Below are 24,359 nucleotides of genomic sequence, written 5' to 3'. Positions count from 1 at the left end.
ACGATGCGACTTAAGATTTTATTCATTCTTATTGTCGCCTGTTTTGCACTAGCAGCCAATTTTACTGTGTCACATGCGTCCGTCCAGAAATCGTTTGAATTTAAAAACGGAATTTTTACGTTGCCGTTAAGCATTAGAGATAATTCAGGTGTCGGTCGTGTAAAGTGGCCTGTGACCAGTGGTGTACCCCTTCCATACGGGATTGTGCATAAAACTGACGAACTTTCGTTAATCAATAGTGAAGGCAAACAAATTCCCTGTCAGTTCAAGGCACTTAGCCGCTATTATGCGAGAGACAAATCTATTCGCTGGGTGTTGATAGATTTTCAAATAGATCTCAAAGGAAATGAAGAAAAATTGGTTTTTTTAACCAATAAGTCCCATCCATTCAATTTAGAGAATCCCATACAAATTGATGAGAATAACAAACGTTTAATTGTTACGACAGGCAAATTATGTGTCACCATATCAAAAACACGAGGCGGAAGTCTTTTTGATTCAGTCACGGTCAATGATCAAGAGATAATCAATAATAAAGAATACAGCGGACCGTTTATCCGGTCGGGGAATATTGATTATATGGAGCACTTTAAAGGAGACTCATGGAATACACATGGCTGGGTGCATAAAAAAAATTTAGAAGAAATATTTATAAAAGAGGAGAAATATTCGGGTTCCAGAAATATCTATGATGATGTTTTGGTAGAGGATGAAGGTCCATTGCATGCTGTTGTTCTTCTTAAAGGAAAATTTTTATCGCAAAAAACAGGTGCAGGCATTCTCAAAAGCGGATTTTACAACTACACAACCCGCCTTCATTTTTATATGAATAAATCTTTCATAAAGGTAGAACATTCAATCGACAATTCTGAGATAGAGATGCCGTTTTCCAATCGTATGTTTATTGAAGCAGGACTGCAGCATACTTTAAGCCTTAACGGGAATATCTTTGTAACAGCCGGAGGGTATAAGAAAGACGGAGACTTCGAGTTATCAACAAAAGAATATGGTGGAGAAAGCCTTCTCTTTCAAAATTTAGGGGTGAATGTAAAAAAGAAGGGACGTAAATTTGCCGAACCCGGGAAATATGTTTTTTCCGGTGTAAACAGCCGCCACAAAGAAGCTGAAATTTTCAATGAAGGCAGAAAAGCCGTATTCTTAGACTTTTCCAACGAGAAGGGGGGGCTTGGTATTGGTATTAAATACTTTTGGCAGGAAGCTCCTAAAGCAATTGAAATAAAAGACAACAAACTTCGTGTCTTACTCCATGCAAATCCTTCAAAATATATATTGAGTGCCGAATCAAAAGCCTATGATCTGGATTTTGGAGAGCGATCAATCAGTGATGTCCTATACTATTTTCATGATGAAAAGAAAGATAAATATAAAATCAGAGATATTTTTCGGGCATTTAATTTTCCCTTATTTGCGTATGCCCATTCTAACTGGGTGGCTGCAACGGAAACCTGGTATTTTGAGATATCCCCGGATAAAATTCTTCCTGACAAGTCATTGAGAGAATTAAAGCATTTTAAACCTTCTATGATTGGATATAGACTTTACGGGAAAAATCATGGATATAATTCGGGAGGTCATCATGAGAGTCTGAACTCAGGATGGCTCAGCTTTATGAGAAGCGGCGATCTTGTGGATTTTGAGAAAAATATTGCCAAAAGCCGATGGACGATTGCCCATAATCCTGGGTGGGCGTTCAAGAACAATATTCCAGAGTGGAATTCCAATACCAAATCCTTAAAGGAAATCGATAATTTTTTTAAAAATTGGGATCGAATTTCTGGATTCGGGCCCAAGAATTTCTATCTGTGGAGGGATACAGAAAAAAAAGGGGGTGGAAAAACCTATCTAAATATGTACAAGTGGCTTCCCGATATGGAACATTATGCACTTTTCAGACTTTTTGAATATTATTATCTTACGGGTGACAGAAGAGCTCTTGATTCCATTTATGGTTTTGTGAACTGGGCGGTCAATTTCCAGCACAAACATATTTTTAAAAGAAAAACCAGGGGATTGGATTCGGTTGATTATTTTGAAAAAGATCCGGATGCGTTAAGGAGAGGTCATTACAGCAGAGTCTATACATGGATGCTCTACACAACTCTGGCCGGCTATCAGGCCACCGGTAATGAAACCTATAATCAGTATGCAATTTGGCAGATCAGACGGATGCTCGGGCTTCTGCGTCACCGGCACGGTCAGCTCACAAGCTGGAACCCGAAACCATCAAAAGTTCTGGGGATCTTTTCCAAAGAGCTTCAGAACAAAATAAGTCAAAACGTGGATATTGATCTTTTACGTGAGAATCAGGAGGTTATAAAATCAAAAGCCAAGACATGGATGGAAGCCCAAGGGGTCATGACACTGCATGAGGCGTTTAAGGCGTATGGTGATGAACGTATCCTTGACGGGATCTGGGGAATGGCAGACTATTTCAGCCACCATGTATTATTTTTCCCAAGGCTTGGAATGATAAATAAATCGACATCCATGCCGAATCGCTGGTTTGACAATATCGATAAAATTGTTCCACAGCGTCATGACAGGCATATTCAGATGTGGCCGATTTTATTTCACTATACGGGTTGGCCTAGTGTAAAACGAAGATACGACATTTTTGAGGAAAAAAGAAAAAATTCATATCAAAAGGACTGGTTCCTTCAGACCGGATACTGGCAGAAAAAAATTGTACCAAAGAAAACCGATTTCCCTCCTGAAGCTGTCACCGATCTGAAGTTAATAATAGCAGATCGTTCAGGGATTACCCTTTCCTGGACAAGCCCGAAAGATGACAGCGATAAAGGGACTGCCCAAAGGTATTTCTTAAAATACAGCAAGAAACCGATTGTTGAATTTGCACCAACAGATCATCCTGGGCGAGTATCGGAAAAACGCAGAATCGTTAAGCAGGTTGAGGATTCCGTTCTTTTGTCTTTGAATGGCAAGCGGTTAAAACAAAACTATTACAAACCTTCAAGCAAAATTTTTAAACCAGAATTGCTGAAAACAACTCTCTGGGATCCTGACTGGAATGAAATCGACTCTTTTTGGATGGCTGAACATGTTTTTGGAGAACCCATACCCTCCAGGGCGGGGACAAAGGAAGTTTTTACGGTTAAAACTTTAAGCCCGCATAATTATTTTGGAATAAAAAAACATATGGATATCAAAAGTTTAAAGCCTGGAATATATTATTTTGCACTATGTTCATGGGATGAAGACAAAAATCTCAGTAAGCTTTCAAATGTTGTTAAAGTAAAATTAGAATAAAAATCAATGCGCTCAGTTCTGGTTGTCCATATTGTTTATTCTTTTGATACCGGTGGACTTGAAAAGGGCATAGCGACTCTTGTCCAAAACGCTTCCTCTTCTGTGAAGCATACCATTATTTGTCTCTCAAAAGCCGGGGATTCCGTTCGTCTGCTTCCTAAAGACACACCGGTTATTGCCCTTAAAAAAAAGCAAGGCAATTCATTGCGTTTCATTTTTAAGTTGGCCAGGGTTCTTAAAAAACTGAAACCCGATATCGTTCATACCCGGAACTGGAGCGGAATGGACGGGGTGCTGGCTGCACGCCTGGCTAACATCAAGACCGTTGTTCACGGTGAGCATGGATGGGATCTAGAAGATCCCTTTGGGAAAAATTCCAAAAGGGTTTTCGTCAGGCGTTTTTTTTCAAGATGGATTAAGGAATACACTTGCGTTTCTGTTCAGATGAAGACTTGGCTTGAAAGAGAAATCCGGGTGCCTAATCGTGTAACTCAAATCTATAATGGCGTGGATACAGGTGTTTACAGACCAGACGGAGTTGAAGCAGATATACGCTCAAAATATAATATATCGAATAGTGCACCTCTTATTGGAATCGTTGCCCGCCTTGATCCGATAAAGGATCATATGACATTGTTTCATGCCTTTTCTATTGTTAAAAAACAGATACCTGAAGCAAAATTACTCGTAATTGGAGACGGGCCGCAAAAAAAAATCCTTGAAGAAAAGGCAGGGGAGGGGGTAATCTTTTTGGGCAATTGTCCCGACGTGCCTGATATTATGCGATCGCTTACAGTTTTTACTCTAACGTCACTGAATGAGGGAATTTCCAATACTCTTTTAGAAGCAATGGCAACAGGCTTGCCTATAGTAGCAACTCGTGTGGGCGGCAATACAGAAATTATCGCAAACGGTGTCGCTGGAAGCCTTATTGATCCTGGGAATCCAAAGCAGCTGGCAGATGCTCTGCTTGATTATCTAATGAATGAAGGAAAGAGACTGCAGCATGGCCGTATGGCAAGAAAAACAGCAGGCAGTGATTACAGTCTTCAGTCTATGGTTGAAAAATATGAGAAAGTTTATGGCAGGGTTGCCATTGTTTAGACGGCATAGTCTGTTTTTAAAAATAGTTTTTATTCTGTGGGCCTTTTTTTCCTTCTTTCAGACGGCAGTAAATGCAGAATTTAAGCCTGATGGTGCAGCTCCGGATCAGGTGCTTGTCTTATATAATGCAGATTACGATGTGGATACCGATGGGTCTTTGACGGGCCAGGATTCAAAAGAGGTCGCCGAATATTATGCCAGGATGCACGCTGATCCTGTGAGCGGTAAGAGGCCCTATTTACTGGGCCTTAAGTGCAGGCACGGGAAAAAACATTTAAACAACTGGTTTATACAAGAAGACAGCAATGACAATAAAACTGGGGTTGTATTCAAAGGGATGGGGAGAAAACCAGGCCATGCAGATTGTGTAAGGGATTCAAGGAAAGTTGAAATTAATCTGGTTCCAGGTAAAACAGAGATAGATTGGGAGACCGTGGAGTTTTACGTTCAGGATAGAAACAAAAACAGAAAAAAAGTAACACATTTCATGGTTTCCGGAATCCCGGTCAGGAAAAGCAGGCGCACCATATATCCTGAAATTGGAAAAAGTAAAGGCAGATGTTTCCGGTTCGATGCCCATAAGTTATTTTCCGGAACGGTTGATGTTTTCGTAACCGCAAAAAATCAATCAGGCAGAATAATTAAGAATTCTCGTTTTACATTTTGGGATATTGAAGATTTTCAACCATCCATCTATGGTGAAGATGGTATCCTTGATGAAAAAAATTTCCAAGAGGATGTAGCAATACCTGTTAAAACATTTCTGGAAAGCTCCAAGAATTCATTGCCGGACGGGAAATTCTTAAAAGATCATATCCGTTATATTGTGGTTGCACATGGTCTGCCCTTTTCCTGCAAAAGTGTTTTTGGAATTGAAAGGGGCGTTACCAGCAAGTCTAATGATCACGGTGCCCTGGGTTCTCTGGAACAAAGACTTCAGACTCTCTATTATGGATGGGGAAAACAGATTATTCCCCCTGTTGTATCCCGGTTTATGAGTGGCGGTCCAGATTCAGATGCCGGCGTCAGAAATTATAAAATTATCAGTGTGTTGACCTATCCATTGACAGGGCGCCGTTGGAATCCATACATGCATCCGGATACGTACTCTTTCCTTGGAAGAAAAAAAACGCCTGGATTTATCTATCTCCCCTTGTTTGAAGAAGAAAGGATAAAGACACCTTCTTATTTTTTTGGGTATGGCGTAAGCCGTATCGATGGTCAGGGGCCCCGGGAGGCAAAACGAATCATTGATTATTCCCTTTATGCGTCTAAATATTTAAGGCCGGAGATGATAGCTCAAAAGGCAAAGACGGATTTGAAACCATCACTCAAGGAGATTGAAAAAAGGAATCTCTGGGGCAGAGAGGAAATCAGGTTTTTGAATTTTTCTATTATATCAAAGCACAGTAAGGAAGGGCTACCGTTTTTAAAAAGACCGGTCAAACAGAAGGATTTCGTTTCGAATAAAAATGTAGATCCCGTATACCAGGGCTATTTCCCTGGAGGCATGGAACGGACAGTAGTTAGCTCAAATGGATGGAACATAGGGAGGTCTGCTCCCATCTGGAGACAGATTGATCAGGGCGTTACGGTCAGTGCCTGCGGCGGTCCGGCATATGGAGAAGGACCTCATATCACAAATGCAACTTTCTGGGATAACCGTATCCTGATCCGGTATCTGTTCAGGGGGCGGGACCTTGGCGAATGCTTCTTAAGATCAACCTATTATGTGAACTGGGCAACATCTCTAGTGGGCGATCCCCTGTATCATCCGGATCTTTCAAAAACGGTTATCGATAGACTCTCCCCTGCTATTGGATCAAAAGATGACATCAGTATTCAAATAGGGCCCACGATGGATAGGTATTCAGGAGTTTTCAGTGTGGTTGTCCGCACTTCGAAAAAAAATCCTGAGGTGTGTTTGTTAAAGGTGTATTATCAGAAACAAGGGACCCATTCCCAACAGGAAAGCAGTTGGCCTATTTATTCTTCGAAACCCTATGCTATTCTCAGGAATTTGGAGCCGGATGCAGTCTATTCCTGCCGGCCCATACTGACTGATCCTTACAATAATATCACTGACCTGACAGAAACATTTGGACCAATTACTTTTAAAACTGGTCCTCCTATTGTTATAAAGAATATCACCAAACAGGCACGGAAAAGAAAGAAAAATTGGGAAATCGACACCATGGGTATCCCGGGTGTCTCTAAGTCAGCAACATTAATTATCAATTTTATTGCCGGGCAGCAGGGGCTGATTCCAGGTGTTGAGTCCAAGGGTATTCAGCTGAAAGCTGTTAAGTATCCGGATAAAAAACATATCAGAATTTCATATTCATTTGGTGGGCCCCAAATGAAGGAGATGATCCTGTCTCCCCTGAAAAAAGGGGAAACAGCAACATTGATTTTGAGGTGGAGGAGATTCCCACTGACCAGGGAAATTGTATTAAAGGCCAAAGACAATACGGAGTTCACCATTGCAGCAGATGTCAGAACACCATGGGTGAAAATAAATCCGGATCTAAGATTGAAATTCAATCAGAGAAATGGGGTTAAAATCATCTCCGGCAGTATTGTCAGTAATGCCCTGCCGGCTTCCAAAACTGCGTTTGGGTTAGCTGTTAATCCTATTGATGTGTCTTTATGGGAAGCTTCGAACAAGTGATTTCGGATAACGATCATTTCAGAATCAAGTTTTATATTCCGTTATTGTGTTTGCTGGCTATCGTTTACAGCAGTTTTATCCCTTTCCAGTTTAGACTGGTCGAAATGCAAGAGGCATTAGATCAATTCAGGCGTATCCCTTATCTTGATTTGCAAATTACAAACAGAGCAGATTGGATAGCAAATATCCTTTTATATATTCCCTTTGGATTTTCTTTGATCGGATGGATGTTAAAAAAAAAACATTCTTTTTCAGAAAAATTCATTATTTTTTTCGGCGTGTTTCTGTGTTGTGTAACAATTGCAGTTGTAATTGAATTTTGCCAAATTTTTATATCTCCACGGACGGTTTCATTAAATGACTTGATCGCGGAAACAATCGGCACATGCCTGGGAATTGGCCTGTGGATTTTTCCAGGGCAAAAACTGATTGGCCTTTGGGCAATCATAAAAACTGATACCAGGCCAGATATTGTTCTAAATGCGTTTATGGTTTTATATTTAACAGCACTTTTTTGTATTTCTCTTTTTCCGTTTGATTTTTTGATTTCATTAAAAGAAATTAACGATAAATGTGCAATTTGGATGGCCGCTCCATTACTTGGAGGTTTAAACTTTAGTCTTACCTATATTATAAAGACGACTGTGGATGCGGCTTCCTATGCCCCTATTGGGGTGTTTACAGCCTTTAAATATAAGGCTTCAAATCCTAAAAAAAAATTTCTATTAACTTGTTCCTTTTCTTTTATTGTTGCATTCACCGTTGAGGCACTTCAATTTTTTACAGCATCAGGAGTTTCACACTCTCGTTCAATTCCATTAAGAGTTTTAGGTGCAATTGCGGGCTTATTCGTGATTAAATGGATTTTTAACAATCTTAACAATCTTAAATCGTTTATGACGGGTTTACTTTTCGTAATTTCACCGGTTTATATCATAATGGTGATGAAGATAGGTGGCTGGTCGACAAAAGGTTGGCAGTCTGTTGAAAAAGGTGTTTCATCTTTTGACGTTCATATGCTGATACCTTTTTATTTTCATTATTTTTCAACAGAGACACGAGCAGTGCAAAGCTTAATTTTAAATTTTGGAATGTATATACCGATTGGGTTTTCAGGGTGGTTTTTTTACAGATTGCAGCATAAAAATAAAAACATATATTTATCTATAACTGTTCTTTTTGCTTTTCTATTCTCTTTTGTCATCGAATCCGGAAAACTCATGCAAAAAGGACTTCATCCGGATTTTACAAATGTAATCGTTGCTGTTGTGTCTTCAATTATTACATTTAAAATCTCTGATAAATTTATTTTTATATTCCATGATATTTTTGACAGTAATTTTATAACTGGGGGTGGAAATGTACAGTAAATTGGTCAAACATTTAATTTTCCCGCTTCATGAAAAGATACTCGGCAGGGACACATATAATTTTCTGGAACGACTGGAAAATGAACAGTACATGTCTGAAGAAAAAATAGAGGAACTGAAATTTTTAAAACTAAAGGACCTTTTATTACACGCCCAATCAAATATCCCATTTTATCAGAAAAGGTTTTCAGACGCTGGGTTTGAGCCATCAAAAATGCAGAATATTGATGATTTTAAAATAATTCCTTTATTGTCCAAGGAAGAAATTCGTAAAAACGTTGATGATATGAAATGGAACAATTCTCCAGGCGGTCTGCAGCGCTACAATACTGGCGGGTCATCAGGCAAACCATTGGTTTTTTATTTTGACAGGAAGCGGCAGGCTTATGATGCGGCTGCCAGGGCACTGACACACCGGTGGTGGGATATTGATATTGGAGACAAAGAATTATATTTATGGGGATCACCGCTTGAAATAACAAAGCAGGATAAAATTAAGGATATCAGAGATATGCTGACAAATGATCTGTTAATTAGTGCTTTTGAGATTTCTGAAATGCAGATTCCTGACATGGTGCAACAGATTAGAAAGTTTAAACCCAAATGCGTATTTGGATATCCAAGTACCGTAGCACTCTTCTGTGAAATGGCTCAAAAGAATGGATTTAAACTCGATGATGAAGGTGTAAAAGTGGTTTTTTCAACTGCTGAAGTTTTGTATGACCACCAGCGGGAAACTATCTCAAAGAGTTTTGGTGGTGTTCCTGTGACAGATTGTTACGGCAGCAGGGAAGGAGGGTTTGTCAGCCATGAGTGCAAAGAAGGTAAATATCATATTATTGAATCCAATTATATTGTCGAATTTTTGAAAAACGGAAAAGAGGTGAACTGCGGAGAGGATGGTGAGGTGGTGCTGACGCATCTGGACGCATGGGGGATGCCGTTCATCCGTTACAGAACTGGTGATGTAGCACAGCCGGGCACCAACGGATGTGCATGCGGAAGAACATGGAGAACAATTCAGAACATTCAGGGGCGCACTACAGATTTTATTGTAACTCCGGACGGCAGGTGGCAGCATGCATTGTCAGTCATTTATGTCGTTCGGGACATTGAAGGTGTCGATGAATTTAAGATCATACAGCATGCGGTAGATGATATAGAAGTTCTTCTAAAAATTCATGAAGAGATTTATCCCGAAAACGGTAATGAGCGGATTGAAAAAGGGTTTAAAAAGCGAATGGGTGATAGTGTAAATGTAAAAGTTTCAATGACCGACAGTATCCCCAGGGATGCCTCTGGGAAATACCGGTATGTAATATCTAAAGTTGAATCTTTTAAATAATTATATGAAAGCCAGACTTTTATTTTTTTTATATACCTGTTTTTTTATAACCCAGATCAGTTTTGCAGCCAATTATGAATTTGGGGATGATAAAATGTTCTCCAAATTCAGGGAATTTAAATGGAACAGCTTGAAGCCCGGGGATGTGGTTAATATCTATAAGAAGAAAAAACCCTACAAAGAAAAGCTTGTTCTTTCCGTATCCGGGACACACAAGTCTCCTATAATTTTGCGCGGAATCCCAGATGATGAAGGACGCTTGCCGGTCATTGACGGAGCTGGAGCCGTTCATTTTCAAAAAATATGCAAAGACAGTCATTATAACAGGGGACTTATTGTTTTAGGGGACTGCAACCCAGCAAATTATATCCGTATCGAAAATCTTGAATTAAAAAACGCTAATAATACAAGCAGATATAAGTGGGGTAGCAATACTTATGAGTACGCCAAAAATGCAGCTGGCATTTTTTTATGGGACGGCAGAAATTTAAAAGTAAAAAATTGTCATATTCATTCTTGCGGTATGGGAATTTTAACAAACAGTTATCCGAAAACGAGTTATTTTTATCTGGCATTCAGTCGTATCCATAATAATGGTGATTTCACTCGTGAATCATGGGGACACAATGTATACATACAGGCCCGGAAAACCATGATAGAATTTAATCGGTTCGGTGAAATGTTCTCAGACGGGAACAATATTAAAGACAGAAGTAATCTTACGGTCATCAGATATAATTGGATTTCAGGAGGTATGAGTCCTCAGATTGATTTGGTTGAGAACCTAAGATATGGCACTCAGGATGCTTTTGTTTACGGTAATTTTATTACCCATGGGAAAAAGATACGCAATCCGAAAATGATTCTTTTTGGAGGTGACAGGGTTGAGAATAAAAAGCAGTTAGGGAGTCGTTCCGGAACCCTCTATTTTTTTAACAATACCGTTATATCGACTATTAAAACCAAGGAAGGGTTCTTGTATGTGAATCGGTTTGACTGTAAAGCTATTTTGAAAAATAATGTCATGTTAGGTCGAAGATCAATATGGTTTGGCAATGGACAGGTCGCCGGAGAGAGAAATTTTTTTTCATACAACGCAGAAACCTCGGCTTTTCTAAACAGCAGTACTGGAGGGTATGAACAATTTGTAGGAGTTGGCAATTATCCTTACTCCCCCAGAAAAGGTTCTTTGCTGATTAATACAGGTTCATTGGATTTGCCCACAAAGGTAAAATTTGTTCCTTCGATGACTCCCAAGGCAGTTTTGCGGGAAAGGGATGCTTCAATTGATATAGGTGCATTTGAATATAAGGTAAGATGAAAAAGAATCAATTATATGTATGACTCCTTAATAGATACAATCGGAAATACACCTTTGGTAGAAGTTGGACTGTCGGAGAATTCCAAGGTTAGAATTCTGGCAAAACTTGAGTATTTAAACCCTGGTGGTTCTATAAAGGACAGGGCTGCTCTCAGCATGATTGAGCATGCCGAGAAATCAGGGCAACTCACAAAAGATAAAACTGTGATTGAGGCAACAAGCGGCAATACAGGTATCGGACTTGCGTTAGTCTGTTCGATAAAGGGATACAAGCTCGTCTTAACCATGTCTGAATCTGTGAGTCTCGAGCGAAGAAAAATACTTGAGGCAAGAGGGGCTGCGATTATTTTAACCCCAAGCCATTTAAGCTCGGACGGTGCCATTGAAGAGGCCTACCGGTTGACCCGCGAAAATCCTGACGTTTATTTCAATGTGGATCAATACAACAACGAGGCCAATTGGATGGCCCATTACCATGGCACGGCAGAGGAGATCTTGGATCAGACGAAGGGACAAGTTTCCATGGTGATCGCCACCATGGGAACCTGCGGAACTGTGATGGGGTTGTCAAGAAAATTTAAGGAAAAAGCACCAAGCATAGAAATTGTCGGTGTGGAACCTTCGGTTGGGCACAAAATCCAGGGATTGAAAAACATGAAGGAATCCTATCCTCCAGGGATTTATGATAAAAGGCGATTGGACAGAATCGTTACTGTTGAGGATGAAGAGGCCTTTGAAACGGCAAGATTGTTGGCAAAACAAGAGGGGCTTTTTGTCGGGATGAGCAGCGGCGCTGCAATGGCCGCTGCTGTGAATCAGGCAAAAAGCATTAAATCCGGTACTATTGTTGTCATCCTTCCGGACGGTGGAGAACGGTATCTTAGTACAAACCTTTTCTCAACAAGCGACAAAAAAGGGTCTTTCAGACTTTTTAACACCTTGGGGAGAGAAAAAATGGATTTTGTTCCCAGGGAAAAAGGAAAGGTAGGGATATATTCCTGCGGACCCACAGTCCATGCAAGGATGCATCTTGGAGAGGCAAGACGCTTCGTGTTTTCCGATCTCTTGTGCAGGTATCTTGAATACAGCGGCTACCAAGTCAATCATGTAATGAACATCACTGACCTTGATGATAAAACCATTGAAGGAGCTGAAAAATCGGGTCTTGAACTTGAAGCGTTTACAAAAAAGAATATTGATGATTTTAAAAATGATCTCGGGCTTCTTTGCATAAAACCGGCTAATTCATTTCCTTTAGCCAGCGATCATGTGGACGAAATGATTTCATTAACCGAAAAGGTTGTGGGGAAGGGGATGGGATATGAAAAACTACGATCTGTATATTTTGACATTTCTAGACTTTCATCTTATGGCCGCCTTTCAGGGATAAGGCTGGATAAAATCAAAGTCGGATCAACGGTTGATTTGGAAGACTATGAAAAAGAAAATCCCAGGGATTTTACCCTTTTGAAACGCTCCAGACTCAATGAATTGAAAAAGGGAAATTACTGGGAAACCCAATGGGGAAATATAAGGCCGTCATGGCATATTCAATGCCCGGCTATGGCCATGAAATACCTTTCATCAAATTTTGACATCCATACCAGTGCCAGGCATCTGATTTTTCCCCACCATGAAAATGAGATTGCCATTGCTGAGGCGGCCACTGGGCAACTTCTGGCCAACTATTGGATGCACTGCGGCCCGGTGACAATTGACGGAAAGGAGGTAGATGAAGAGAATCGGTTTTTTAATATCCCTTATTTAATGGAACAGAAACTCACCCCGAGGGAAATTCGGTTCTGGCTCCTGTCCACGAATTACCGCAGGCCTGTAATTTATTCGGAGGAGAGATTGGAACAGGTTAGAAAAACCTTAAAACGAATGGATAATTTCATCGAAACCCTTACCCTTTTAAAGGCGGGCCAGAATTTTTCCGAACTGGATCATCTGATCAACAGCATTATCAAAGAGTTTAATGCAGCAATGGATGACGACTTGAATATTGCTGCTGCATTGTCCATTATTTTAAAAAAAATAAAGGAGATTAACATCCTGATTGACAATCAATACATTGATTCACAAGGATCTGAAAAGTTGATCAATGTGTTTAAGCAAATCAATTCGGTGCTGGGAATCTTTTCATTTGAAGCACACTCTCTTGATAGGGATACACAGTCTTTGATCGAACAAAGAGATGCCGCCCGGGAAGAAAAGAATTGGGTTTTGGCCGATGAAATCCGATCCAAACTTGAGTTAAAAGGGGTAGATGTCAGGGATCAAAAAAGTCAATAACTGCTAACTCCAAAAGAGCGAGTTAATTCAGAAGATGGAAAAAACTCTTCAGGATTTGATAGAATTTCTTTTGAACGTCCCGCTATTCTCATCTGTTCCAACTGAACAGGTTATTGAGGCGGCAGGGTTGTTTGAAAAACAGAACTTTCGGAAAGGAGACGCAATCTGTCATCAGGGAGATCCTGGAGATTCCATGTATATTATTCGATCCGGCGTTATCTCTTTGTCAAAGGAGATAGAGGGCCGGAATGTCTATTTGAGTGAATTGAAAAGAGGAGATTTTTTCGGAGAACTTTCCCTCCTGTCCAACGAACCCAGAAATGCAACAGCTATCGTTTCCCTGGACTGTACAGTATACTGCCTTACCAGAGACAATTTTGAAATACTGATTAAAAAAGATAAAAGCATTGGGCTCTATCTAAGCCGTCATTACGCCAAACGAATGGTTTTAGAAGAACGAAAATTTGCGGCCAAGAAAAATATCCCTGTTTTTTATGCTGTATCTGCCACCGGGCCGGAACTGGGTGTTTCTCATTTTCTGTATACGGTTTCCTATCACATATCAGATGAGTCCCGGAAAAGAGTGCTAGTTATAGAACCACACTTAGAGGCTGAAGGGATCATGCATAAATACGGTATGAAAAAGATTGTTTGTCCGGATCCCGGCCTTTTTAAGCTTTTGCCTGACAATAGCTATAACTCAAAAAATATTACCTGGTTTCATCATGAGTCCGGATTTGACGTACTTCAACTGACTACCGGATTTTCAAACAGACTCTCAGAAGTGATTCCTGCACTTATGGAAGGGCTTCAGCAGAGTTATGACATTGTCTTTTTTAACCTGTCACATTACCTTAACTCTATGGAAAGGCTTTTTGTCAGACTATGTGATCGGACATTGGTATTAATGAACAATACCCGGGAGGAGGTTGGAAATGTCAGAAGGCGACTGGATGAGCTGGAAAAGATATGCGGGCCAAGTGCATTCATGGGGAGGATCAGGACAGGAGTAAGTCATCTTTACGGCAATACGGGTATCCCAAGGCTGGAAATAAAAGAAATGCTAGGTCTTTCAGAAACGCCCAATATTTGGGTGGATCAATCGGATGACGCCTTTAACGACCGGATTGATACAATAAAGTGTTTTCCGGTCAGAGGAGCCAGAGCTGTGGCAAGGGAGATTGCGGGGATCCGGCTTGGCATTGCCCTTGGAGCAGGAGCAGCCAGGGGATGGGCACATATTGGGATCCTTAAAGTGTTAGAGGATGCCGGTATTCATATCGACATGATTTCAGGGGCCAGCATGGGGGCATTGGTCGGCGGCATCTATGCCGCAACTGCGTCCGTGGAAAAATTAAAGAAATACACCATTGACCTTTTTCCGACCAAATTTCAGGCAAAGAAAAAAATATTTGATTACACATTCCCCAGACAGGGATTATTAAAAGGGAAAAAAGCTGCTGGCCTTGTCAGAAACGCAGTAAATAATGCAGATTTTCTCGATTTGAAAATTCCGGCTTATATTGTCGGCGTGGATATCTTAAACGGAGAAGAAGTCATTTTTGAAACCGGTGATGTGACCGATGCGGTCAGGTCCAGTATTGCCATCCCGGCCATCTTTTCACCTTTCAAACACCAAGGAAGATGGATGGTTGACGGCGGCCTTTTGAATCCGGTTCCCGTGGATGTCCTGCTGAGAAAGGGCGCCGATATGGTGATTGCCGTCAGTATAGAACCCAGAAGTGGTGGGGGAGTCTTTCAGTCAAAGACTCCGGGCATCAAAAGTATTGTGTCTCAGACAATCAGCATCGTTCATGGCCGGGCAACCGGGGATTTTGTGAAAAAAGCCGACATGGTGTTGTACCCGGATGTAAAAGAGTATGCCTGGGATGATTTTCATCAGGGAATTTCATTAATGCGGTGTGGAATGGAAACATGCATAGGGCGTTTGGAGGATATTCAAAAAATGATCAACTCAAACGAAGGTAAGGATCAAAACCGATAAGTTGACAGAATTTTGATTATCCTTTGAAAAATGCGGGATAGTATTTTTTTTCAAGGCCGGTGAGCATTATTTTGAGCATTTCTGGATTGTTCTTTATCAGATCCTTTTCTACTTCCTCAATAATTCCAAGATAGGGGATCCGTTCTCCATGATACCACACAGGTTCTCCAATTTGATGAAATAAAAAGCCATATTTTTTCAAGGCAAAAAAAACCTTTTCTTCTGTGATCATGTACCAATGAGTAATGCCCCTTCTTCGACTCTCATGGTACATGACCTGGTATAGCCCCAGAACAATAATGGGATTTTTTCTCCCTTTCATTTCATCCGGTATGGATCCGTCATCTGGAAGTACTCCTCCCTCTCTTTTTGTGATATAGGACTCCACGCCGTGCATTCCATCTTCCTTCCTGCGCCTTAGATCTTTACTTACCGTAAGCCTTGAAATTTCAGCAATTTTGCTTCGGTCAGGTTTTTCACCAATAAAGGCTGTCTTGACAGCATGTTCAATTGGAAATCCTTTGGCAGAATTCAGCACAAGCCGAATGGTCCCGACCACTGAATCGCTTTGATTCAGACAAGCAAAATGAAGGGAGTTGTCTTCATATTCATCTGTCTCCAGTCCCTCAGGATGATCCTCTTTTTTTTCAAAGCCAAATTCTTCCGCATACACCTCATACCGCATCCGGAATGTATCTTTTTTTATCGCTTCATCATCGACAATGCCGAATCTGAATTTATCATATTCCATTGCGTTTTTAATCATCTGGCGCCCTCTTCATATTTTCAAGATAGAGTATTGAGGTGCTTACTTATAAACCACATTGATGGGTCTTATTCTAATAATCTTTTCAATACATGTAACTATAATTGGAGTGGCTGTGATAGTCAAGGAGTATGGTTTGCCTGTTAAATCTAAGCAATAGGTTGTATTAAAAAATCGAATCGAAATTTTTAATACTTCTCAAATAAAAACACCTTTACCTGATGGAACAGATTCTCTATTGATTTTTATCCTTGAGCAATTTATCATCCGCTGATGATGCGATTTAGCTTTTTTGTAATATTTGTATTTTAGTTTAAAGAGTGATATTATTAGAGAATCTGATGAGTAACTCGGTCTTATACCATACAAAATTCGGTTCAGAAAAACCGCACTTAACTTTTATTTTTGTTCAAGCAGACTAAAATACAAGGATTTACAAAGTAAAAAAACTTTGTTTTTGAAAAAAAGGCTAATCGTTATGAGGTAAAAGTTTCGGAAGAAGTCTTCATAACTTATAACCGGATCCCCATGGATATCATCACGCGACACAAATGGTTTTTTCTGATACTTTCTCTTCTGATCGCACTGCCTTTTGTTATCCGGCTGCGTGAAATTAAAACTATTGATAATGTAGATTATTTTACCTTGGAAAATGATCCTGATGCTAATTTTTACAAGGAATTTAAAAATATATTTGGCAATGATGAATTTTTTATCATTGCGTTTAATAAAAAAAACCTTTTTACCTATCAGAATTTGACTCTTTTAAAAGAAATTACGACAGATATAGAAGAAATAGAGGGTGTCCGAGAGGTTAAAAGTCTGGCCAACGTAAATGATACAATTGGCGAGAACGATTTTTTCATTGTACAAAAATTTCTTGAAGAAATACCCGAAGAGAAAAAAGATCTTGAAAAATTAAAAACAAATGCTTTGGCAAATCCACTGTATGTTAACAATTTTATTTCACTGGATGGGAAAACGGCTGCCATTGTGGTTTCTGTTTATGAAAGACCAAATGATCCAGGGTACAGAAAGAGGCTGGTTCAAAATTGCGAGAAGGTTCTTCATAAATACTTAGATCAGACCGGTGAAGTTTTTATGGCGGGCTGGACAACCACCAACCTGTATTTGTCCCAGTTTATGAAACGAGATATTTCGGTTTTTATTCCCGTAACCTATCTGTTCATAACCATTTCTGTTTTCCTGTTTTTCAGAAATATTTTGCTGACATGTATTGCACTGTTGAATATATCTCTATGCATGGGCTCCACCATGGGACTTTTTCCGATTCTTGACATTACCCTAAATAATGTTACAACCATTGTACCGCCGGTTGTCATGGCTCTGGCCCTTTGCGATACAGTTCATATATATTCACACCTGGATCAGGGCACGTTAGCTCAGTTTAAAAAAAAGGAAGATGCACTTTGCCATGTGCTAAAAAAAGTAATCGTACCCTCTTTTTTAACCACTCTGACCACGGCAGTGGGTTTCTTTTCTCTGTATTCAAGCAAATTAGTCCCGATTAAGGAGTTTGCTCTGATTGCCTCTGCCGGAATGGTGTTTGAATTCATCTACGCCTTTTTGTTTCTCCCCTCCCTTATTCTTTTTTTTCCAGAACGAAAAATTTTTACTATTAAATCAGAACAGGGCGCGTTTAACATTTTTCTTGATCATATATTCAGAATTATTAATAGCAGATATTTCATGATTTGTTTTTTAAGTATAGGCGTTGTTATTGCTACTGGCTTTGCCGCTTTTAAAATTAAAGTTGACACAAATGTCCTGAACTATTTTAAAAAAGACAGTGAAGTGAGAATTTCCACTGATTTTATTGAAACACAGATATCAGGAGTCAGAACCATAGAGATTGATCTGGTATCTGCAAGGGAGCAAGAAGAACCTTTTAAAGATCCTGTATACCTGACCTTTATTGAAAAGCTCCAGCAGGAAATGGAAGCCATTGAAGGTGTAGACAAAACAATCTCTTTTGTTGATTTTTTAAAAGATATGAACCAGTCATTTCATAACGAAAATCCCTTGATGAGAAAACTTCCCGAATCAAAGCCTCTGGTGGCACAATACCTGCTCCTGTACGGGTCGGATGATATCTATGATTTTGTGAATGAATCTTTTGATCGTGCCAGAATTTCCCTTCGCATTAATCGGCACGGCACCGCAGATCAGAAACGTATCCTTGAGCAACTTACAGAAGTGATTAAAGCCCAGCCGAACCAAGGGCTTGCTGTCAGAATAACCGGGAAGGTGGTTCAGGATATCAATATGATTGAATACCTGGTCAATGGTCAGATTTCAAGTCTTTCCATCGCTGCAGGGGTGATTGCCATAATGATGTTTTTTGTGATGAAATCCTTTAAATTAGGCTTGGTCAGTATTGTCCCCAATTTTTTCCCTATTATATTGAATTTTGGTATCATGGGAGTCGCCGGGGTTCCTTTGAATGCGGCAACATCCCTTATTGCCGCAATAGCATTAGGGATAGCGGTTGACGATACCATACATTTTTTAACTGCATTTAAAAAGAATGTAAAAAAGAATATTCCTATATCTAAAGCCATAAACATGGTCATTCTTGAAAAGGGACGGGCACTCTTTTCTTCATCTCTGATTTTAGTGATCGGATTTATTATTATGGTGTTAAGCTTTTTTGTTCCGACAATATATTTTGGTCTGTTGAGTTCCATTATAATGGTCTCAGCGCTTATTGGTGATGTTTTTATTTTGCCTGCTTTGTTGCTGGCACTAGAACAGTGGAAAATATTGGGAGATAAATATGCGTGAATGCAAATTGTGCACCCTGCCGGCAAAAGTACCGGATGCTGATATCGATCATGCCGGAGTATGCCGGTTCTGCCGGGAATATGAAATTCAGGATACGGGGCCGGATGAAAATATCAGAAAAGAGCGTCAGGAAGATCTTGAAAAAGCTTTGCAGGAGTGCAGGGGACAAGGGCAATACGACTGCCTGGTTCCACTAAGTGGAGGAAAAGATAGTATTTATCTTTTGTATAAGCTCAAAATCGACTACAGGCTCAATGTTCTAGCCTTTACCACCAATGTGAATATTCCTGAAATCGCCTGGGACAACATGAGACGGGCCTTAAAAAAACTGGAGATTGATCATATTTCCTTTTCCCCCTCAGACAATCTCTATGCTAAAATTTTTAAATACCTGTTGCAAAACCAGGAAGAACGGGGTGCTGTATATACCATATCCTATGTCTATGCCCCCTTATTTGAAGGTGATGCCATTAAGATGGCCATGGAAAAGGAGATCCCCCTCATTCTGGCCGGATATTCACCTGGGCAGCCAGAGCCGGAACGAATGCTTTATGAGTTTTCCAGAAAATTGATCTGTGAGACCGATTGGACACCTCCCGGCCTCAGGAGTTCAGGCCTTTTAACCGAGGCAGAACTGGCCAATTTTTTCAATCCTCTATCTTATCCCAAAGGCACTGTATTTCCAAGGTACCTGGCCCCGTTTCATGCCTGGGAATACAACCAGGATAAGGTGATGAAGAGTGTGGTAAAAAACAAGTTGGTAAAAACAGGGAAACATGCCAGTCCGATTTACAGCAACTATCCCATTAACTGGCTGTTGATGTATTCCGACCTTAAACATTTCGGCTTTAATCCCTATCATCCTGAGTTTTCTGCCTTAATCCGGGAAGGCAAAGCAATTCGTCTGTACTGGAAAATCATGACACCTATTGTGAATTTTATGATTAAAAACAAAGTGTTTCTTGGAAAAGATGTTACCCGGAGCCTTAAATGGCTGGAACTGGATGAAAAGGAACTTCGGATCAACATGCCCAAGGGGACCTATGATCCGATATTTTAAAACCTGATAGAAAGGTGCATGATGCAACAACAAGCACAGACCATTCCGGAAATGTTGAAAAAAAGGGCAGAGACAACTCCTCAACTGCCGGCTCACTTTACCCTTGGGGATCAAGGGGAATGGCAGGAAACGACATGGAAATCCTATTATAGATCCGTGAAAGCCATTGCATCGGGATTTCGACAGGCCGGAATTAGACCGGGAGACCATATTGGTATTATGGCCCCAACTTCCCAGACCTGGGAATTTGTCCAGATGGCTGCACTTTTTATGGGCGCAGTAGTGGTCGGCATTGACCCCAATGAGATCCGGGAGAACATTAACCATATCATTCAAAAGGCAAAACTTGAATCTATCGTTGTCCAGAATCCAGAGCTGCTTGAAAAAATAGATATCGAACACCGGTCCGGGTTCAGATGTCTGATCAGTATGGACAGGGTTCACGATTCCGGAGAATGGCTTTGTCTGGAAAGCATGGAATCATCGGAAGGACAAAATCAAATCCTGGCCGGGAATGGAAAACCGGCCACCATTATATTTACGTCTGGAACTACCGGAGCTCCCAAAGGGATTTTGTATACCCATGACCAGGTACTGATCGCCTGCAGATCGATTTTAAGCGGTTTCGATGACATGGATGGGAACTGCAATTTTCCCTGCTGGCTGCCGTTATCCAACCTTTTTCAGCGTATGATCAATTTTTGTGCTATTGAGCTTGGCGCATCCACCTATTTTGTGGAAGATCCCCGTGAAATTATCACTCTTCTTCCACGGATAAACCCCCATTTGTTCATCGGTGTGCCAAGGGTGTTTGAAAAGGTGTATGAAGCCATCAACGAACAGATAAAGAGTAAACCCCTTTGGCAGCAAAGATTAATTCAAAAGGTTATTCGTGTTGGAGACCGGCATGCCGCATCCATCAGGAATCATGAAAAAGGTTCTTTGACTGACCGTATTTGGTATGGACTCATGGACCGCCTAGTGCTGAAAAAAATTCGATCTTTTCTGGGATCCAATATGAGGTATCTGATCAGCGGGTCCGCCCCCATGCCTGAGTGGCTCCTGGAAAAGTACCATGCCCTGGGTATTTTGGTTTTGGAAGCATACGGCATCAGTGAGAACATCATTCCCAACGCCATGAACACCCCAAGTGAATACCGCTTCGGCAGTGTGGGCAAACCCAGACCTGAAAATGAAATCAAATTTTTGGAAGACGGGGAACTGCTTGTCCGGGGTCCGGGCGTTTTTTCAGGATATTACGAAGATCCGTCCGGAAATAAAGATTTTTCAGAAGATGGATATTTTCCCACTGGCGATTATGCGAATGTTGACCGCGATGGCTATTTGTCAGTTACCGGCAGAAAATCTGAAATATTCAAGATTTCCACCGGCCGGAAAATCGCTCCTACTGGAATTGAGGACCGGTTGCGACGGGCACCGTACATAGAACATGCAATTGTTTTTGGAGCCGGAAAAAAATTTATTATCGCTTTGGCTACGATTTCCCGGGACCTTTTATCGAAGAGAATACAGCAGGAAGTAAATTTCGAAAATTCTGGATCTGATATTTTGACAGCACGGCGAAATTTAAAAATTATTGCAGAAGATCTGTGTGACCTGATCAAGCCATTGCCTAAATTCCAAAGACCTGCCGGAATTCTGATCACAGAATATCAACTCAGCGTGGAAAACAAAGAATTGACCGGTAATTTTAAAATTAAGCGAAAAAATATTGAGGCAAAATTCGCCCCGGACATAGATGAAATCTACCATTCCCTTGAGATAGAGGAAGAGAGTGAAAGATATGATTCCATCAGGAATAACGGCCTGCTGGTATGCGCAATTTAAAGGCGTGATAAGTTTTATGGAGTTGTGAGGAATAATTATGAAACATTATTTTGTAACCGGGGCCACAGGCGCCATAGGAGCAGCCCTTATCCCCTTGCTGCTTGAGGACCAGGACAGTTCGATCGATCTTCTGATACGGGCAGAAAACGAAAATCACCTCCAGGAAAGGCTGAATAAACTCTTTGTTTTTTGGGAATTCGATTTTGAAGATGAGAGGAAAAAAAGGGTCAACGGCATCATCGGTGATATCAGCCAAGCATTGTTTGGAATGAATTCCATTGAATATGACCGTCTTTCAAAGAAATGTACACATATCATTCATTCCGCCGGAAATGTAAGAATGAATCTGCCCTTGGAAGAGGCCCGGCGATGCTCGGTGGATTCGGCTAAAAATGTTGTTGAACTGGCAGGAATTTGTCTGAAAAACAAGAATCTGGAAAAGATTGAATTTGTCAGCACTGTGGGGGTAGGGGGAAGAATGCCCGGAATTGTTCCGGAGACCTGGATCGATACAGAGCGAGAATTCCACAACACCTATGAACAGGCAAAGGCTGAGGCAGAAGACTTTATTCGGAAACAGGTCGAAAAAGGAATGCCCATAACTGTTCATCGTCCTAGCATGGTGGTCGGGGATTCTATAACAGGGAAAATCATTCATTACCAGATTTTCTATCATCTTTGCGAGTTTCTTTCTGGTAGGAGAACGCTGGGGTTTACACCGGCCACGGGAACCGCACGCTTGGATATTATACCATCGGATTATGTCGCAAAAGTTATTGCCTGGTCCAGCAAGACGCAAGAAACCTCTGGACTGATTCTTCATGAGTGTTCGGGGCCGGATAACGCAATATTGATTTCTGATCTTAGAAAGAAAATACGAAAAATTATTAAAGCATACAGATACCGATTGGCGCCATGTTTTTTAATTCCTGTATGGTTGTTTAAAACTGTACTGCCAGCAATCAGTCTGTTTGTGTCTGCCGACACCAAGAGGGCTATGAAAGCCCTACCGGTGTTTTTTGATTATCTTTCTACTACCCAATGTTTTGATAATAAACTAACGATAGAAATTACAAAAAAAGTTTTCAGATTCTCTAATACAGATCAATTTTTGGAACGTGTTTTAGTTCATTATTTTGATAAGGTTGATTCAGAATAAAACAGGCGATCGATTTTAAGACGACCGCCTGTTTTATTTTACTATTTTAATTAATTATTGTTTTAGTGAATACAAGTTCTTAATTAAGTTTTTTCCTTCTGCACGCACCTGCAAAACCCAACAAACCAAAACCTAACAGAAGCAGTGTTGAAGGTTCCGGTATAACCTTGGCGCTGAAAATAGCGTCTCCGCCAGCGGCAGCAAAAGGAATTAATAGAGTAGTCTCACCAGTGTCAGAATCCGTACCTACACCCAAGGCATTTATACCGGTAATATTATCGGTAGTTGAAGCAAACGCAAGTTCCAGAGTGATAAGATCCTGCAAAAGCAAACCAGCCGGGTCGTATACATTGTTGTCCCAATATTCGGGATTTGCATAAGTCCATTCGAAAGAGTAAGCAATGTCGTCTCCGACATCTCCACCAGCAAAAACAGTCGGTTCCAGGCTGATATCATCACCACTTAACAGAGTGAAAGTAGCTATGGTATCTTCACCTACATCTTGGACACCGTTGGCATTGGCGTCAACGTAAAGAGTGGCACCCCCGGTATCAAAAACGGATGTGAACGAGGCACTTTGAATGTTTGCATATGTAGTTGCGTTGGTAATGTCAACGTCACCAGCAGCGTTGGAATAATCCTTAATATGTCCGTCAAGATGTACTTCCAGGTTGATCTGAGCACCCTCAAAAGACGCTCCCACGGAGTATGATAATCCGGTCCAGTCAAGGGCGTTCTGTACTGAAAATCCTATATCTTCGTAAAAGGTATCACCGTTTCCGAGAATATCATCACTACCCGCCCCACCGCTTGTGGTTTGTACAGTAACGATATCAACCTCAGCAGAAGTTCCAGATATGATATCTGTAAAGTCTTCTGTATCCTGTCCTTCACCTGCAGTATTATTAGAACCAAATTGGTCATAGGAATATCCATAGATAGGGATATAGCTTGTTCCGTTATCCAGTCCGTCCTCGTCGAAATTAAGGCCTAGGACAAATGAGTAACCTGTGCTGCTTAATAAAAACAATGACGTGAATAACACCAATGCTATTAAATTTTTTCTAAGATTCATTTTCAATAATCTCCTATTTGATTTGTATTACTATTTCATGATTTTCGAATCCGTCTATCGTTTGTAATTCGTTAAATCACCCCCTTTAATCTTAAGTTTGAAATAAGGATTTGCAAGTAAGATGCCATAAACCTCAAAAATTTTATTTCAGGCCTTTAGACGAGTATCGATATCGTATGTTATTGATATTTTTAATGAATCAAACGTTTTTGCGCTGAATTAAATTCTCGATCGAATTAACAATGCG

At 40.6% G+C, this 24,359-nt stretch carries 14 protein-coding genes and 1 pseudogene; 13 read left to right on the top strand and 2 right to left on the bottom strand.

The features are described 5' to 3' along the window. The first annotated feature begins 3 nt into the window (after positions 1 to 3). From F608_RS0126820 to F608_RS0126785, 9 genes and pseudogenes are all read left to right on the top strand, one after another. Positions 4 to 3,288 carry an exo-rhamnogalacturonan lyase family protein gene (locus F608_RS0126820; protein WP_022668844.1) on the top strand — a complete coding sequence of 1,095 codons (3,285 nt, stop codon included), beginning with the start codon at positions 4 to 6 and terminating at the stop codon, positions 3,286 to 3,288. Positions 3,289 to 3,294: 6 nt separating this feature from the next. After that, on the top strand, positions 3,295 to 4,392 hold the full coding sequence (locus F608_RS0126815) for a glycosyltransferase (RefSeq protein ID WP_022668843.1): 1,098 nt from the start codon (positions 3,295 to 3,297) through the stop codon (positions 4,390 to 4,392). Continuing rightward, a complete protein-coding gene (locus F608_RS33550) occupies positions 4,295 to 7,063 on the top strand; it encodes a hypothetical protein (protein WP_161626898.1) in 2,769 nt (922 codons plus the stop codon). The genes F608_RS0126815 and F608_RS33550 overlap by 98 nt, the downstream gene beginning before the upstream one ends. Then, entirely contained in the window at positions 7,042 to 8,433 is a 1,392-nt protein-coding gene (locus F608_RS0126805; protein ID WP_022668840.1) for a VanZ family protein, read from the top strand. Before F608_RS33550 ends, F608_RS0126805 begins: the two co-directional genes overlap by 22 nt. After that, positions 8,423 to 9,778: a phenylacetate--CoA ligase family protein gene (locus F608_RS0126800; protein WP_022668839.1), complete on the top strand. Its 1,356-nt coding sequence runs from the start codon at positions 8,423 to 8,425 to the stop codon at positions 9,776 to 9,778. Before F608_RS0126805 ends, F608_RS0126800 begins: the two co-directional genes overlap by 11 nt. A gap of 4 nt (positions 9,779 to 9,782) precedes the next feature. Next, on the top strand, positions 9,783 to 11,099 hold the full coding sequence (locus F608_RS0126795; protein WP_153307614.1) for a right-handed parallel beta-helix repeat-containing protein: 1,317 nt from the start codon (positions 9,783 to 9,785) through the stop codon (positions 11,097 to 11,099). A gap of 15 nt (positions 11,100 to 11,114) precedes the next feature. After that, the gene (gene cysS / locus F608_RS0126790) at positions 11,115 to 13,394 is read left to right on the top strand and encodes a cysteine--tRNA ligase (RefSeq protein ID WP_022668836.1); all 2,280 of its coding nucleotides are present in this window, start codon (positions 11,115 to 11,117) and stop codon (positions 13,392 to 13,394) included. 34 nt (positions 13,395 to 13,428) lie between these two features. Continuing rightward, positions 13,429 to 13,782 (top strand): annotated as a pseudogene (locus tag F608_RS37225) (cyclic nucleotide-binding domain-containing protein); the annotation flags it as partial. A gap of 54 nt (positions 13,783 to 13,836) precedes the next feature. Next, positions 13,837 to 15,399: a patatin-like phospholipase family protein gene (locus F608_RS0126785; RefSeq protein WP_244154362.1), complete on the top strand. Its 1,563-nt coding sequence runs from the start codon at positions 13,837 to 13,839 to the stop codon at positions 15,397 to 15,399. Positions 15,400 to 15,415: 16 nt separating this feature from the next. On the opposite strand, the gene F608_RS0126780 is transcribed toward F608_RS0126785, so the two are convergent. Beyond that, a complete protein-coding gene (locus tag F608_RS0126780; RefSeq protein WP_022668834.1) occupies positions 15,416 to 16,165 on the bottom strand; it encodes a PEP-CTERM/exosortase system-associated acyltransferase in 750 nt (249 codons plus the stop codon). A gap of 528 nt (positions 16,166 to 16,693) precedes the next feature. Here F608_RS0126780 and F608_RS0126775 point away from each other — a divergent pair. Genes F608_RS0126775 through F608_RS0126760 form a run of 4 tightly spaced genes read left to right on the top strand, consistent with a single transcriptional unit; the run spans position 16,694 to position 23,037 of the window. Then, positions 16,694 to 18,970: an efflux RND transporter permease subunit gene (locus tag F608_RS0126775; protein ID WP_022668833.1), complete on the top strand. Its 2,277-nt coding sequence runs from the start codon at positions 16,694 to 16,696 to the stop codon at positions 18,968 to 18,970. Beyond that, positions 18,963 to 20,030, top strand: a complete 1,068-nt coding sequence (locus F608_RS0126770) for an adenine nucleotide alpha hydrolase family protein (protein ID WP_022668831.1) — start codon at positions 18,963 to 18,965, stop codon at positions 20,028 to 20,030. Before F608_RS0126775 ends, F608_RS0126770 begins: the two co-directional genes overlap by 8 nt. An 18-nt stretch (positions 20,031 to 20,048) precedes the next feature. After that, positions 20,049 to 21,878 (top strand): AMP-binding protein, encoded by a 1,830-nt coding sequence (locus F608_RS33545; RefSeq protein ID WP_084681291.1) that lies wholly within the window; start codon positions 20,049 to 20,051, stop codon positions 21,876 to 21,878. Between the two features lie 37 nt (positions 21,879 to 21,915). Next, positions 21,916 to 23,037 (top strand): SDR family oxidoreductase, encoded by a 1,122-nt coding sequence (locus tag F608_RS0126760; RefSeq protein ID WP_022668829.1) that lies wholly within the window; start codon positions 21,916 to 21,918, stop codon positions 23,035 to 23,037. Positions 23,038 to 23,116: 79 nt separating this feature from the next. Here the strand turns inward: F608_RS0126760 and F608_RS0126755 are convergent, their stop codons facing one another. Then, on the bottom strand, positions 23,117 to 24,112 hold the full coding sequence (locus F608_RS0126755; protein ID WP_022668828.1) for a PEP-CTERM sorting domain-containing protein: 996 nt from the start codon (positions 24,110 to 24,112) through the stop codon (positions 23,117 to 23,119). Between the last annotated feature and the right edge of the window lie 247 nt (positions 24,113 to 24,359).

It is taken from the genome of Desulfospira joergensenii DSM 10085 (genome assembly GCF_000420085.1).
GTDB lineage: Bacteria > Desulfobacterota > Desulfobacteria > Desulfobacterales > Desulfobacteraceae > Desulfospira > Desulfospira joergensenii.
Note: the sequence above shows the minus strand (reverse complement) of the source record. Positions and strands in the feature narration are given on the sequence as shown.